A 14,063-nucleotide genomic window follows, 5' to 3' on the forward strand; every position below is an offset into this window, starting at 1 on the left:
GTTACAGCTCACAGGTTGTATTGTTTGCGTTTGCGGTACAGCGTCGACGCATCAATGCCAAGGGTTCGGGCCGCCTGGTCCAGGGTGTCGCTGGTGGCCAGCACGGCACCGATATGCGCCTTTTCCAGTTCATCCAGGCTCAACGCCGCACCGATACGCGGGGCATTGTTGGTCGGCTGCTCGGCCATGCCGAGGTGGCTGATCTCAACTTTTTCCTGCGGGCAGATGATGCTGGCCCGCTCAACCACGTTGCGCAGCTCACGGATGTTCCCCGGCCAGCGGTAGTTGAGCAGTGCCTCACGGGCTTCATCGCTGAAGCCGCGTGCCGGCCGCGCATATTCCTTCACGAAGCGCGCCAGGAAGCGGTCGGCCAGGGTCAGGATGTCTTCGCTGCGTTCGCGCAGGGGCGGCAGGTGCAAGGTGATGACATTCAGGCGATACAGCAGGTCTTCGCGGAAACGGCCGTCGCGAACCATGTCTTCCAGGTTCAGGTTGGTTGCGGCGAGGATTCGCACATCGGCACGGCGCGTCACCGGGTCGCCGACGCGCTCGTATTCCTTGTCCTGGATAAAGCGCAGCAACTTGGGTTGTAAAGTAAGCGGAAAGTCGCCGATCTCGTCGAGAAACAAGGTGCCGCCATCGGCCTGGTTGACGCGGCCGAGGGTGCTTTCGCTGGCGCCGGTAAACGCACCACGGCTATGACCGAACAACTCGCTTTCCATCAGTTCCGCCGTCAGCGATGGGCAGTTGATGGTGACACAGGATTTTTTCGCGCGTTTGCTCCAACCGTGGATCGCCCGGGCCAGTTCACCTTTGCCGGTGCCGGATTCGCCGAGAATCAGGATGTTGGCATCAGTGCCCGCCACCTGGCGTGCGGTTTCCAGCACCACCATCATCGCCGGGCTATGGGAGTCGAGGCCGTCCTTGGGTTGGCGCACTGCGCCTTCCAGGGCTTCCAGGCGTGCCGAGAGCTGGCGCACTTCCAGCTGCTTGGCCGTGGCCAGGCGCAATTGGTCGGGGCTGCAAGGCTTTACCAGGTAGTCGGCCGCGCCGGCCTGGATCGCATCCACGGCGGTGTCGACGGCCGAGTGGGCCGTGACGATCACCACGCGCATCCACGGCGCCTGGATACGCATTTGCGCCAGTACATCCAGGCCGTTGTCTTCGCCCAGGCGCAGGTCCAGGAAGCACAGGTCAAACACCTGGCGTTGCAACAAGGCATCGGCCTGGGCGGCGCTGTTGGCGGTGGCTACGGTGTAGCCTTCATCTTCCAGGCAGTAACGGAAGGTGCGAAGGATCGCGGATTCGTCATCCACTAAAAGAATGCGGCCTTGAAGTTCCTTGGCTGATTCCATCTGTCCCGCGCTCCCTTAAGAATGAATGATGTTGTTTAGTCCCGGAATAATCGGGCAAGTTGCATGGTTTATTCTGATTGATTAAAGCCGTCACCGCGCAGCTATCTGCGCTTCTTCTTACAAAGACGCCCACAAGAGGCGTTTTTGTCTCCCTCTTGCCACTTCGGCAGTCGAACGTTGCCTTCCTATCCCTTGATCCGACCAGTGACCATCGTGCATTTCGCACGGCAAGGATAGGGGCATCGTGCAGGATGCTCGTGGTGTCAAAGCGCTTTTGTTTTTAACTTGTTGATTTTATTGATTTTTATTTTGTTAAAAAACTGGCACGCAGGCTGCAGTACACCTCATACGAGTTTCATCTACGAATAATCAGAATGCGGGAGAGATACAGCATGACTCGCCAAAGCCTGAACCAACTGCGTGTATCGCCATTGCGCCTGCAACAGGGGCTGTTTGCCAGCCTGGCCCTGATGGTGACCTTGATTGGCGGTCAGCAATTGGCGCATTGGCAGCAGAGTCAGCAGCAAGTCGTGCAGTTTGAACGTCCGATGATGACCCAGACCCATTTCCGCTCCGTCGGCAGCACTGCCGCCGATGTGACAACCCCGCAATTGGCGGCGGTTGAACAGGACTCCACCCTCGGCGACCTGCCATCGCAGGAACGCTGGGTGTTCTAGGCAATACACGGTCCTCGAATCGAGCGACCGCAGGCACTACCGCTGTTACCCCTAAAAGAAGCGTAAGGAGAATCACCATGTTGAGTTGGGCAATCACATTTCTGATCATCGCCATTGTGGCTGCAGTCCTGGGCTTCGGTGGTATCGCGGGCACCGCCACGGGTATCGCCAAGATTCTGTTTGTGGTCTTCCTGGTGATGTTCATCGCTTCCTTCTTCTTTGGCCGTCGTGGTCGAGGCTAAGCATGTTCAACTCGTCCCTTAAAGCCCTGGCTGCCGCCCTGTTGTTGGGCGGCAGCGGCTTGGTGCTGGCTGCCAATGATGGCCAGTCCCGAGCCAACGAACTGCTGAGTGCGGACCCGCAGTACCGCGAGACCTGGCAGAGCGTGGTCAAGAAGGAAGAGCGCCTGCCTGAATGGGTGATGAACCTGTCGGGTAGCGCTGAACAGATGAATGCCGTTGAAGAGGATGGTGACAAGTACTTGGTCGGGCCGCTCTGTGAAACCGCAGACACATGCCTGAACAAGCGCCTGATCGTCGCTTTCAGCTTCGACAAGGAAGATGCCTACGCGATGTTGGTAGAAGTCCCGGCGGGCCTGCCCGCGGACAAATCGCCAACGCGGCACGCCGACTACCGTTTTCTTGGCAAGCCGGACGAAGGCATGCAAAAGCTGCTGATGGAACAGCTCAAGAAAGATCCGAATTGGTACTAGGTTCGGTCTGACGACGCTGTCGTCTACCGGCTTAACGTCCATAGAAAGAAGCGCCGTGCTTCTTTCTGTTTGCATCGCCCGACAAGGGTGGTGCATGACCAGGGGGCCGGGTTGCTCTGATCGTTTGGATCGGCGTGACCTACGGGGACAGGGAGTGCCTGCGCAAGGGCCGGGTCAGGTGAAAAGCTGCGACGCAAGTTCCCAAGCCGATGGTTTGTGGAACTTGCGACGGGCTTGCGGCTCCTATGCCCGCTTCTGTCATGCCGCCCATAGCGGCAATTCTCCTTTTTGCGTCCGCCCAACCATTTCTTGGTGTTTCCGCGTGACCATCTATCGAGAAAGTTTGTCTCCTGCCAGACGAGTTTTTCGATGGTATGCGTAGGAATTTTCAGGGGTTTTCAACTGCGACCGTAGATTTTCAAAAAACCCTGCGCGAGCCTGAAATGGCCGGTTCGCGGCATTTATGCCTGCCGAAATGTCGTATTCGAACTGACCGTTCAGACAGAAAAACTCAAAAAAACTCATGCCGATTCGGCATAGGGTAGGCGTTTACGGCATTAGACGTCGCCTCCTTGCATCGGAATAGTTGCGCCTTTTTTCGCCTGCCAGTGAGCCATATCGGCCAACTGCGGTGACCTTCTACGGGGGCAGATGCACACACTTTTTCGCTCTCGAGCGTTCCAGCTGCTGGCGCATCTGCCTGAGTCCACTTGAAGTAAGGGTAATGACATGAAGAAGGCAAAGCTAAGCCTCGCCTGGCAGATCCTCATCGGTCTGGTGCTGGGGATTGCAATCGGTGCGGTGCTTAACCATTTCAGTGCTGAAAAGGCCTGGTGGATCAGCAACGTGTTGCAGCCCGCTGGCGATATCTTTATCCGCCTGATCAAGATGATCGTTATCCCGATCGTGATTTCGTCGCTGATTGTCGGAATCGCCGGTGTTGGCGATGCGAAAAAGCTCGGCCGGATCGGCGTTAAAACCATCCTTTACTTCGAAGTGGTCACCACCATTGCCATTGTGGTCGGCCTGTTGCTGGCCAACCTGTTCCATCCGGGTACCGGCATCGACATGAGTACCCTGGGTACCGTCGACATTTCCAAATACACGGCCACCGCCGCCGAGGTCCAGCACGAGCACGCGTTCATCGAGACGATCCTCAACCTGATCCCGTCGAACATCTTCGCCGCCGTGGCCCGTGGCGACATGCTGCCGATCATCTTCTTCTCGGTGTTGTTCGGCCTCGGCTTGTCGAGCCTCAAGCCTGAATTGCGCGAGCCCCTGGTGACCATGTTCCAGGGCGTGTCCGAGAGCATGTTCAAAGTCACCCACATGATCATGAAATACGCCCCGATCGGTGTATTTGCCCTGATCGCGGTGACCGTCGCCAACTTCGGTTTCGCCTCGCTGCTGCCGCTGGCCAAGCTGGTGATTCTGGTTTACGTCGCCATCCTGTTCTTCGCCTTTGTGGTCCTCGGCCTGATCGCCCGCCTGTTCGGCTTCTCGGTGATCAAGTTGATGCGCATCTTCAAGGATGAGCTGGTGCTGGCCTACTCCACTGCCAGCTCTGAAACCGTGCTGCCGCGTGTGATCGAGAAGATGGAAGCCTACGGCGCGCCGAAGGCGATCTGCAGCTTCGTGGTACCGACCGGCTACTCGTTCAACCTCGACGGTTCGACCCTGTACCAGAGCATCGCGGCGATCTTTATCGCCCAGCTGTATGGCATCGACCTGTCGATTGGCCAGCAACTGATGCTGGTGCTGACCCTGATGGTCACCTCCAAAGGCATCGCCGGCGTGCCGGGCGTGTCCTTCGTGGTGCTGCTGGCGACCCTGGGCAGCGTGGGCATTCCGCTGGAAGGCCTGGCGTTCATCGCCGGTGTCGACCGCATCATGGACATGGCCCGTACCGCACTGAACGTGATCGGTAACGCCCTGGCCGTACTGGTCATCTCCCGTTGGGAAGGCATGTACGACGATGCCAAGGGCGAGCGCTACTGGAACTCCCTGCCGCACTGGCGCACCAAGCAAGCACTGCCGGCCGGCGAGACTACTCGCGGCTGACCGCCAGGACTGGCTCCTACACAAACCCCGGAAAATCCGGGGTTTGTCGTTTCTGCCAGCCCCGCTATCATTCGCCCCATCTTTCGGGGGATTCAACTGATGCTCAATGGCCTGTGGCTTGGCTTCTTTATCGTGGCGATGGTGTCTGCGCTGGCGCAATGGCTGATCGGCGGGAATGCCGGGATCTTTGCGGCCATGGTGGAAAGCATTTTCGCCATGGCCAAGCTGTCGGTCGAGGTGATGGTGTTGCTGTTCGGCACCCTGACCTTGTGGCTGGGCTTCCTGCGTATCGCCGAGAAAGCCGGGATCGTCGACTGGCTGGCCAAGGCCCTGGGGCCGCTGTTCCGGCGCCTGATGCCGGAAGTGCCTGCCGGTCATCCGGCCATCGGCTTGATCACGCTCAACTTCGCCGCCAACGGCCTGGGCCTCGATAACGCCGCTACGCCCATCGGCCTCAAGGCCATGAAGGCGCTGCAAGAGCTCAACCCTATCCCCAATACCGCCAGCAACGCGCAGATCCTGTTCCTGGTACTCAACGCGTCTTCCCTGACCCTGCTGCCGGTCACCATCTTCATGTACCGCGCCCAGCAAGGTGCGGCGGACCCGACGCTGGTGTTCCTGCCGATCCTGCTGGCCACCAGCGCCTCGACCCTGGTGGGCCTGTTGTCGGTGGCGGTGATGCAACGCCTGCGGCTGTGGGACCCGGTGGTGCTGGCGTATCTGATTCCGGGTGCGCTGGTACTGGGTGGCTTCATGGCCTTGCTGGCGACGCTCTCAGCCACGGCGCTGGCGGGGCTGTCGTCGATCCTCGGCAACCTCACGCTGTTCGGGCTGATCATGTTGTTCCTGGTGATCGGCGCGCTGCGCAAGGTGAAAGTCTACGAGGCGTTTGTCGAAGGTGCCAAAGAGGGCTTCGACGTTGCCAAGAACCTGCTGCCGTACCTGGTGGCGATGCTGTGTGCAGTGGGCGTGTTGCGGGCGTCCGGCGCGCTGGATTTCGGCCTGGAAGGCATTCGCCACGTGGTGGCCTGGACCGGCATGGACACGCGCTTTGTCGATGCGCTGCCGACCGCGATGGTCAAGCCGTTCTCCGGCAGTGCGGCGCGGGCGATGTTGATTGAGACCATGCAGACCCAGGGCGTGGACAGCTTCCCGGCGCTGGTGGCGGCGACGATTCAGGGCAGTACCGAGACCACGTTCTATGTGTTGGCGGTGTACTTTGGCTCGGTGGGAATCCAGCGGGCACGGCATGCGGTGGGGTGTGCGTTGTTGGCGGAGTTTGCTGGTGTGGTGGCGGCGATTGCGGTGTGCTACTGGTTCTTCGGCTAAGACCTGAATTCCTGTGGCGAGGGAGCTTGCTCCCGTTGGGCCGCGAAGCGGCCCCAGTCAGTTATCGCAGGTGTGTCAGTCAAAGCTCATTGACTGGTTTTGGGGCTGCTGCGCAGCCCAACGGGAGCAAGCTCCCTCGCCACAAAAGCGCGGCTTCCCAGGCCGACGGCCCAATCCACCAGCTGCCTGTTCAGCACATCCCCAGCCTGACCAAACCCGGCCACCACCGCCGGCACCTTGGTATCCCCCACCGGCTGCCTCACCTCGAACCGCTTGCTGGCAATAATCCGTTGATCACTGCCGCGCACCAACCGTGCGTCCAGCCGTATCACCACTTCAACTGCGCTGCCGCGATACTCACTCTGAAACGCCTGCAACTGCCCGCCCAACTCAAAGTCCGCCTGCAGATTGGTCTCATCGGTACTGAGCAACGTCACCCGCCCATCCCGCTGGAACCCGTCCAGCAACCGGTTACGCAACAGCACGGGGGCTGGATCGCTCCAGCGGGAATTCGCATAGCTGCTGATCAAGTCACCGTTAGGCACCACGGCAATCCGCGGGCTGTCGAGGAATTCGCTGGTCTGCGGCTTCGCCACCCGCAGCGACCAGGCCACCGGGCTGGCCTGCGTGGCGGCCTGCGCCGATGGCAACCGGTACACGTCCGAGGGATCCGCCTTCGGCAGGATGGAACACGCACTGACCAATACCAGCGCAACGGGGGCGATCATTTGGTACGCACGCTTCATGGCGTGAACTCCTTGTTCTTGTCGCTGCCCAGCAGGTAACCGCTGGGGTTGGCTTCCAGGCGGCGGGAAATGGCGCGCAACGAACCCAGGGTTTCGCGCAGCTCGCGCACCGCTGGCGCCAGTTCGTTGAGACCCTGCATGCCGCTGTTCAGGGAATCCTTGTTGTTGGTCAGCAAGGTGTCGATCGTGGCCGTGCTCTGTTGAAGGGACTGCATGGCCTTCTCGGCGCTGCCAAACACCTGCTTGCCCTGGTCGTTGAGCAAACCGTTGGCGTTGCGCATCAACGCGGTGGTTTGCTCCAGGGTGGCGCTGGCCTGTTTGCTCACCTGCATCAATTGCTGCATCACCACCTTGATGTCGCCGCGCTGATCGGCAATCGCGCCGGTGGTCTGTTGCAGGTTGTCCAGGGTATTGCTGAGGCGGTCGACGTTCTCCCGGGAGAACATGTGATTGGCGTTGTGCAGCAGCAAGTTGATGCTGGTCATCAGGTCGTTGCTGTTGTTCAGCAGTCGCGCGATCGGCGATGGCGACGCAATGATTTCCGGCAGGTTGCCGTCCTTGCCCTTGAGCTCAGGGCTTTGGGGCGTACCGCCGCTGAGCTGGATGATCGAGGTGCCAGTAATGCCGGTCAGGGCCAGCTTGGCCTGGGTGTCTTCCTTGATCGGCGTCTGCCCGGCCAGGCGGATGCGCGCCAGCACCCGGCGCGGGTCTTTCGGGTCGAGGCGCAGGCTGGTGACGTCGCCCACCTTGATCCCGCTGTACTGCACGGCACTGCCTTGGGACAGCCCACTGACCGCCTCGTTGAACACCACTTCGTAATCCTGGAATGCGCTGTCGACGCTGGACTTGGCCAGCCACAGGCCAAACAGCATGGCGCCGACCACGACGATCACGCTGAACAGACCGATCATCACATGATGGGCTCGGGTTTCCATGTCATACCTCGTTGAGCAGTTGAGCGGCATCCAATGCCGCGCGGCCCCGTGGGCCATGGAAGTATTCGTGAATCCAGGCGTCGTCGGTTTCCGAGACGACATCGATGGCATCCGCCACCAGTACCTTTTTCTGCGCCAGCACCGCTACGCGGTCGGTGATGGTGTACAGCGTGTCGAGGTCGTGGGTGACCAGGAACACGCTCAGGCCCAACGCATCGCGCAGGGTCAGGATCAGTTGATCGAAGGCGGCGGCGCCGATCGGGTCGAGGCCGGCGGTGGGTTCGTCGAGAAACAGGATGTCCGGGTCCAGCGCCAGGGCACGGGCCAGGGCCGCGCGCTTGATCATGCCGCCGGAGAGTGACGAGGGGTATTTGTCGGCGGCCGACAGCGGCAGCCCGGCCAACGCCAGTTTCACTGCCGCCAGGTGCTCGGCATCGGGACGGCTGAGGCCGGCATGCTCTATCAGTGGCAACGCAACGTTCTCGGTGACCGTCAGCGAGGAAAACAGCGCGCCCTTCTGGAACAGCACGCCGAAGCGCCGCTCCACCAGTGACCGCTCATGTTCCGACAGGCTCGGCAAGTTCTGCCCGAACACCCGCACCTGGCCTTCGCTGGGCTGGCGCAACCCAATGATGCTGCGCAGCAGCACCGACTTGCCGCTGCCGGAGCCACCGACGACGGCGAGGATTTCACCCTTGTACAAGTCCAGGTCGAGGTTCTCGTGCACGCTTTGCGAACCAAAGCGGTTGCACAACCCGCGGACTTCGATCACCGCCTCAGTGGGCGCACGGCGTAAACGACTCACCAGCCCATCTCCATGAAGAACAGTGCGGCGACCGCATCCAGCACGATCACCACGAAAATCGATTGCACCACACTGGAGGTGGTGTGGGCGCCGACGGACTCGGCGCTGCCGCTGACCTTGAAACCTTCGAGGCAGCCGATGGCCGCGATAAGGAACGCGAAGATCGGCGCCTTGACCATGCCGACGAGGAAGTGCTGCACGCCAATGTCCGATTGCAGCAGCGACAGGAACATTGCCGGCGAAATATCCAGGGCCACGGCACACACCACACCGCCGCCGATAATGCCCGAGAGCATTGCCAGGAACGTCAGCATCGGCAGCGCCACCAGCAAGGCCAGTACGCGGGGCAGCACCAGCAACTCCATCGGGTCGAGGCCCAGGGTGCGGATCGCATCGATCTCTTCGTTGGCCTTCATCGAGCCGATCTGTGCGGTGAAGGCACTGGCAGTGCGGCCGGCCATCAGGATCGCGGTGAGCAACACGCCGAACTCCCGCAGGAAGGAGAACGCCACCAGGTCCACGGTGAAAATGCTCGCGCCAAAACTGGCCAGCACCGTGGCACCGAGAAACGCCACCACCGCGCCCACCAGGAAGGTCAGCAAGGCCACGATGGGGGCCGCGTCGAGGCCGGTTTGTTCGATATGCGCAACCATTGGCGTCACGCGCCAGCGCTTGGGCCGGAATACGCCACGGGCGAAGGTTTCGAGGATCAGGCCGATAAAGCCCAGCAGTTTCATGCCGTCTTGCCAGACGGTGTAGACCGCGCCGCCGATGCGCGCCAGCAACATGATGCCGGCGGCTTCTTCGGGTTCCTTGACCGGCACACAGAAGTCGTTCAGAGAGCGGTAGACGGTTTTCAGTAACGCGCGGTCGGCGGTCGAGAGGCTGCAGTCGGTCTGTTCGGCGGACTGTTCGATGCGCTCGGGGCCGAGCAGTTCCACCAGCAGCGAGGCGCCGGCCGTGTCCAGGGCGCCGAGGCCGTTAAGGTCGATACGTGCGCCAGCGTCGTACTGGCCGTCGAGCTTTTCCGACAGCTTCTTCAGGTTGGCATAGTGGGCAAGCGTCCAATCCCCTGTAATCCTCAGCAATGGAGGCTGGGTGGACGTGTCCAGATGGGCTGCACCGGCCGTTGTGCTACTGGTCATAAGCTCCGAGCTTGTTTGGCTATTCCAGAATTCCTACGTAATAGCACGATCCTGCCTACTTTGGCGCGTCTGGCGTTGTAGCGCCCTGACCGGGGTCAGTCACCTTGAAGCGCAACACGCCGATCACTTGGCCATCTTCGGTCAGCACCCGTACCTGCCAGCGTCCTACCGAGTCGGGGGGGAAGTTCTGCTTGTGGGTCCAGGCCCGATAGCCTTCCTTGCGCCCACCATGGATGTCCAGGGCGATGCGGTCGACTTCCTTGCCGTTGAATTTCCACACATGGTAGATCCGCTCATCCAGGCCGCGCGGCGCGTTGATCGCGGTGTAGGCATACAGCCCGCTGCTGCGCAGTTGGGCGGCGCTGACTTCTTTCAGGTCATCGCCGGGCGTGCGGTCCTGCAATTGGGTGCTGATGGCCACTTCGGTCATCCACAGCGTCGCGGGCGGCACCCAAGTGCGCAGGAACCAGCCGGCGCAACCAATCGCTGCGGTAACCCCCAACAGCATCGCCCAGCCCTTGATGCTACGCAGCGGCAGGCTCACGGCCAGGCTCGGGATAGAGAGCGCCATCGCCACGCCGAGGGCCAGTTTGTAACTCTCGGCGGTGGTCAGGTGCAGGATGATCGGCAGCGCGGTCAGCAGGGCTGCGAACAGGGTCAGGGTGTGCAGTGCGAGAAACAGCGAGCGCTTGGGCGCCAGCCACTTGTAGTACAGCGGGTCGGTGATGGAGACCAACGCCGCCGCGCCCAGCAGGCCGGTAAAGATCGACTGGCCGCTGTTCCAGGTGGTGGTGACAAAAAAGAACGGCAGGACAAAAAACAGGCTTTCCTGATGGATCATCTGCGTGGCGTAGCGCAGCAGCGGTTCGGGGATTTCCCGTTTGAAGACTTTGCTGAACAGCTGGGTGAGGCTGTTTTCGAGCATCAGCCATAACCAGCTCACCAGCATGATGATCGCGATCCAGCTGGCCATGCCTTGCTGGCGATCCACCAGGATGAAGCTGCCCACACCCGAGATGAAACCGCCGAGTGCAATCACCCCTGGGTAGCGCTTCATCAGCTCGAGGATGCGCTGGATGGTGTGGGTCAGGATAGGCATTCGGCAGTTCACAGTCTTTGTAGGAAAAATCCCAGACAGAATAACGTTTTAGCCGTTTTCTCGGGGCCCGATTACGCAATCCCTTTGCGATAACGCCACACACCTAGTAACACAATCGCAATCAGCCCCAGTGCGCCTGCGGCGATCCAGTTGAGGCTATCGTAGCTGAACAACGGTTTTTCGATGCGCCAGTAGCCGTTCTGCTTGAACAGCTCGCGCATGGCCTGGTTGGCTTGCTCCAGGCTGACGGCCTTGATGCGCTTGGCCGGGTCGCTGAAATGCCCTTTGGCGTAGTCGCCCGAGGCACTCCAGTAATAGTCGGCCAACGCGCTGTTGCCTTGAACGGCCCACGCCTGGCGGGCAATGGCGGCTTGTTGCAGGCGGGCGAAGGTGGCCGGGTCGAGGCCGTCCTTGAGCAGTTGGGCCCTGAGGGTTTCCAGCACGTGCTCGGCTTCGGGCAGGTTGTCGCGTTCAAGGTCGGCGTTGAGGCTCATGAAGCCGACGCCGCCCAGCACTTCGCGCTCGCTCCATGGGCCATAGGACAAGCCGTGCTGCAAGCGCAATTGACGATACAGCGCCCAATCCAGGTAGTCCTTGAGCAGGTCGAAGGTTTCATCGTACTGGTCGTCCAGCACCGGCTCGGGGAATAACCAGTGCAGCTTGGCGTTGTCACCGACCCAGCCGTGGATCAGGTCGCGGCGGACGGCGGCGGCGTGTTGAATCTCCGGCAACGGGCGATGTTCGCTGGGGTCAACCGGATCCAGTGCGCCGTAAGTGCGTTCGAGATAGGCCGGCAGCAGCTTGTCGAGGTCGCCGACGATGATCAGGGTCATGTTGTTGGGGGCGTACCAGGCCTTGCGCAGCTTTTCCAATTGGTCGCGGGTCAGGTGCTCGACTTCGGCCCGCTCGGCGCATTTGAGCCCCAGTTCGACGGCAAGCTGACTGCTGGCCTTGTGGCCGAGGTCCTGGCGGTCCAGCAGCCGTTGCAGGTGTGAGTAATGGCCGCCGTCTTCGCGCTCCACCACCTGTTTGGCGGCATTGATGTTGGCGTCGGTCAGTTGGGTGCGGGTGATGATGGCCAGCAGCAGGTCGAGCACCTTGCGCTGGTTCTGCGCCGGAGCCTCGATGACGAAAGTGGTGTCGGCATTGCTGGTGTAGGCGTTCCAGTCGCCGCCGAGGGCTTGCATGCGTTCTTCCAGTTCACCTTCGCCGCCACCGTCGATCCCGCTGAACAGTAAATGCTCCAGCAGGTGCGGCAGTTCCTTGTCTTCGCAACTGAAGTCATCCAGGCCCACACCCACCACCAGGCGGATTGCCACATGGCCGCGTTCGGTGCCCGGCTTGAGCAGCAATTGCAGGCCGTTGGGCAGGGTGTAGCCCTCGACTTGCAGGCGGTCAAAGGCAAAGGTGTGTGCCGAACCCATGAGCAGGCAGGCGAATAGCAGGCGACGCATAACAGGCTTCCTGGCGAGTGAGGTCCGTTGTTAACTGACTTCACTCGCCGTCGTACGTTCAGGGCGAATGGGTGATGTCGGCAATATCGTCCGCCGAGAGGGCGCCGGTGTCGGTGGTTTCCAGCACCACATAAGCGCTGCTGCAGAACAGCGAGTTGAGACGCTTCATGTCGGCAATCAGCTCCAGGTGCAAGGAACTGGTCTCCAGGCTCTGTACGATTTTACGTTGCAAGCGGCTGACGTGGGCGTGGGCCAGGCGACGCTCCTGGGCGCGGAAGCGGCGCTTTTCCCGCAGCAGTTGCCGGGCGCTTTCCGGGTCGGCACTGAGGAACACCGAGAGCCCCAGGCGCAGGTTGGCGATCAGTTGGGTTTGCAGGCCCGCGAGTTCTTCCAGGCCGACTTCGGAGAATGAGCGGCGCTGGGAGGTCTTTTGCTGCTGGACCTTGCGCAGCATGCGTTCGATCAGGTCGCCGGCCAGTTTCAGGTTGATCGACAGTTCGATGATCTCGGCCCAGCGTCGGCTGTCCTGTTCGCTGAGGTCTTCCCGGGGCATTTGCGCGAGGTAGAGCTTGATCGCGCTGTAGAGCGCCTCGACATCGTCGCTCAGGCTGCGCATTTCCTGGGTGATGGCGGTTTGCTTGCCGCGCAGCACCTCCAGCATCGAGGTCAGCATGTTGTCGATCAGGTCGCCCAGACGCAGGGTTTCGCGGGCGGCGTTGGCCAGTGCCAGGCTTGGGGTGGCGAGTGCTGCCAGGTCCAGGTGGCGCGGCTTGGCCAGGCCGTTGACCTCTTCGCGTTCCGGGAGCAACCAGGCGCACAAGCGGGACATCGGGCCGATGGTGGGCAGCAGGATCAGGCAGCGAATAACGTTATAGAGCAGGTGGAAGGTGATCACCATGCCTTGGGCGCTGTAGTCCAGGTTATCCATCCAGCCGACCAGCGGGTCGAGTACCGGGATGATCAGCAGCAAGCCGATCAGCTTGTACAGCAGGCTGCCCAGGGCCACCTGGCGCCCGGCGGCGTTCTGCATGCTGGTGCTGAGGAAGGCCAGCACGCCGCTGCCGATGTTGGCGCCGATCACCAGGCCGATGGCCACGTGCAGGCCGATCACGCCGGCACCGGCGAGGGTCGCGGTCAGCAGGACGGCGGCCAGGCTGGAGTAGGAAATCATCGCGAACAGTGCGCCGACCAGGGCATCGAGCAAGATGTCGCCGGTCAGCGAGGCGAACAGGACCTTGACGCCCTGCGCGTGGGTGATCGGGCCCGCGGCTTCGACGATCAGTTGCAGCGCAAGGATGATCAGCCCGAGGCCGATCCCGACACGGCCCATCTGCCCGGCGCGTGTCTGTTTGCGCGACAGGAAGAAAATCACCCCGAGGAAAATCAACAGCGGCGACAGCCACGACAGGTCAAAGGTCAGCACCCGGGCCATCAGCGCGGTACCGACATCGGCACCGAGCATGGTCGCCAGGGCGGGCATCAGGCCCATCAGGCCCTGGCCGACAAACGAAGTCACCAGCATCGCCGTGGCGTTGCTGCTTTGCACCATGGCCGTCACCAGGATGCCGGCGATAAACGCCAGCCAGCGCTTGGACATGTTCTGCCCGATGACCTGGCGCAAGTTGGAGCCGTAGACCCGCAGGATGCCGGTACGGACGATGTGCGTGCCCCAGATCAGCAGGGTTACCGCGGAAAGCAGATTGAGCAGGGTCAGCATGCTGGGCCCCCTGTGTTGAGTCGTGCTC

At 61.3% G+C, this 14,063-nt stretch carries 13 protein-coding genes; 5 read left to right on the forward strand and 8 right to left on the reverse strand.

Going from position 1 to position 14,063, the window contains the following annotated elements; translation table 11 throughout:
* Nucleotides 1-8: 8 nt before the first annotated feature.
* Nucleotides 9-1,355, reverse strand: a complete 1,347-nt coding sequence (algB, locus tag A462_RS00145) for a sigma-54-dependent response regulator transcription factor AlgB (protein ID WP_003214793.1) — start codon at nt 1,353-1,355, stop codon at nt 9-11.
* Between the two features lie 392 nt (nt 1,356-1,747).
* On the opposite strand from algB, the gene A462_RS00140 reads away from it, so the two are divergent.
* The 5 genes from A462_RS00140 (at nt 1,748) to A462_RS00120 (ending at nt 6,134) form a co-directional block, all read left to right on the forward strand.
* Nucleotides 1,748-2,032, forward strand: coding sequence for a hypothetical protein (locus A462_RS00140; protein WP_008439642.1), 285 nt, complete (start codon nt 1,748-1,750; stop codon nt 2,030-2,032).
* A 77-nt stretch (nt 2,033-2,109) separates the two neighbouring features.
* Complete coding sequence (locus tag A462_RS34025) at nt 2,110-2,274, forward strand: DUF1328 domain-containing protein (protein ID WP_003170804.1); 165 nt, start codon at nt 2,110-2,112, stop codon at nt 2,272-2,274.
* A gap of 2 nt (nt 2,275-2,276) precedes the next feature.
* Nucleotides 2,277-2,744 carry an inhibitor of vertebrate lysozyme family protein gene (locus A462_RS00130; protein ID WP_008439644.1) on the forward strand — a complete coding sequence of 156 codons (468 nt, stop codon included), beginning with the start codon at nt 2,277-2,279 and terminating at the stop codon, nt 2,742-2,744.
* Between the two features lie 729 nt (nt 2,745-3,473).
* Nucleotides 3,474-4,805: a glutamate/aspartate:proton symporter GltP gene (gltP, locus tag A462_RS00125; RefSeq protein WP_003214787.1), complete on the forward strand. Its 1,332-nt coding sequence runs from the start codon at nt 3,474-3,476 to the stop codon at nt 4,803-4,805.
* Nucleotides 4,806-4,904: 99 nt separating this feature from the next.
* Nucleotides 4,905-6,134 carry a nucleoside recognition domain-containing protein gene (locus A462_RS00120; protein WP_003214785.1) on the forward strand — a complete coding sequence of 410 codons (1,230 nt, stop codon included), beginning with the start codon at nt 4,905-4,907 and terminating at the stop codon, nt 6,132-6,134.
* A gap of 86 nt (nt 6,135-6,220) precedes the next feature.
* Here the strand turns inward: A462_RS00120 and A462_RS00115 are convergent, their stop codons facing one another.
* From A462_RS00115 to A462_RS00085, 7 genes are all read right to left on the reverse strand, one after another.
* Nucleotides 6,221-6,880 (reverse strand): ABC-type transport auxiliary lipoprotein family protein, encoded by a 660-nt coding sequence (locus tag A462_RS00115; RefSeq protein WP_008439645.1) that lies wholly within the window; start codon nt 6,878-6,880, stop codon nt 6,221-6,223.
* Entirely contained in the window at nt 6,877-7,815 is a 939-nt protein-coding gene (locus A462_RS00110) for an MlaD family protein (protein WP_008439646.1), read from the reverse strand. Before A462_RS00110 ends, A462_RS00115 begins: the two co-directional genes overlap by 4 nt.
* Nucleotide 7,816: 1 nt before the next feature.
* Entirely contained in the window at nt 7,817-8,620 is an 804-nt protein-coding gene (locus tag A462_RS00105; protein WP_003214778.1) for an ABC transporter ATP-binding protein, read from the reverse strand.
* A complete protein-coding gene (locus tag A462_RS00100; protein ID WP_032899919.1) occupies nt 8,617-9,765 on the reverse strand; it encodes an ABC transporter permease in 1,149 nt (382 codons plus the stop codon). The genes A462_RS00105 and A462_RS00100 overlap by 4 nt, the downstream gene beginning before the upstream one ends.
* A gap of 55 nt (nt 9,766-9,820) precedes the next feature.
* Nucleotides 9,821-10,864: a DUF5924 family protein gene (locus tag A462_RS00095; protein ID WP_003214774.1), complete on the reverse strand. Its 1,044-nt coding sequence runs from the start codon at nt 10,862-10,864 to the stop codon at nt 9,821-9,823.
* Nucleotides 10,865-10,935: 71 nt separating this feature from the next.
* Entirely contained in the window at nt 10,936-12,318 is a 1,383-nt protein-coding gene (locus tag A462_RS00090; RefSeq protein WP_003214772.1) for a M16 family metallopeptidase, read from the reverse strand.
* 58 nt (nt 12,319-12,376) lie between these two features.
* The gene (locus tag A462_RS00085) at nt 12,377-14,035 is read right to left on the reverse strand and encodes a Na/Pi cotransporter family protein (protein WP_003214770.1); all 1,659 of its coding nucleotides are present in this window, start codon (nt 14,033-14,035) and stop codon (nt 12,377-12,379) included.
* Nucleotides 14,036-14,063: the final 28 nt, after the last annotated feature.

This window comes from Pseudomonas sp. Ag1 (assembly GCF_000278565.1).
GTDB lineage: Bacteria > Pseudomonadota > Gammaproteobacteria > Pseudomonadales > Pseudomonadaceae > Aquipseudomonas.

Bases quoted from the DNA above. Each gene is read 5' to 3' on its own strand.
- algB (WP_003214793.1), bottom strand. From the start codon at position 1,355: ATGGAATCAGCCAAGGAACTTCAAGGCCGCATTCTTTTAGTGGATGAC.
- A462_RS00140 (WP_008439642.1), top strand. From the start codon at position 1,748: ATGACTCGCCAAAGCCTGAACCAACTGCGTGTATCGCCATTGCGCCTG.
- A462_RS34025 (WP_003170804.1), top strand. From the start codon at position 2,110: ATGTTGAGTTGGGCAATCACATTTCTGATCATCGCCATTGTGGCTGCA.
- A462_RS00130 (WP_008439644.1), top strand. From the start codon at position 2,277: ATGTTCAACTCGTCCCTTAAAGCCCTGGCTGCCGCCCTGTTGTTGGGC.
- gltP (WP_003214787.1), top strand. From the start codon at position 3,474: ATGAAGAAGGCAAAGCTAAGCCTCGCCTGGCAGATCCTCATCGGTCTG.
- A462_RS00120 (WP_003214785.1), top strand. From the start codon at position 4,905: ATGCTCAATGGCCTGTGGCTTGGCTTCTTTATCGTGGCGATGGTGTCT.
- A462_RS00115 (WP_008439645.1), bottom strand. From the start codon at position 6,880: ATGAAGCGTGCGTACCAAATGATCGCCCCCGTTGCGCTGGTATTGGTC.
- A462_RS00110 (WP_008439646.1), bottom strand. From the start codon at position 7,815: ATGGAAACCCGAGCCCATCATGTGATGATCGGTCTGTTCAGCGTGATC.
- A462_RS00100 (WP_032899919.1), bottom strand. From the start codon at position 9,765: ATGACCAGTAGCACAACGGCCGGTGCAGCCCATCTGGACACGTCCACC.
- A462_RS00095 (WP_003214774.1), bottom strand. From the start codon at position 10,864: ATGCCTATCCTGACCCACACCATCCAGCGCATCCTCGAGCTGATGAAG.
- A462_RS00090 (WP_003214772.1), bottom strand. From the start codon at position 12,318: ATGCGTCGCCTGCTATTCGCCTGCCTGCTCATGGGTTCGGCACACACC.
- A462_RS00085 (WP_003214770.1), bottom strand. From the start codon at position 14,035: ATGCTGACCCTGCTCAATCTGCTTTCCGCGGTAACCCTGCTGATCTGG.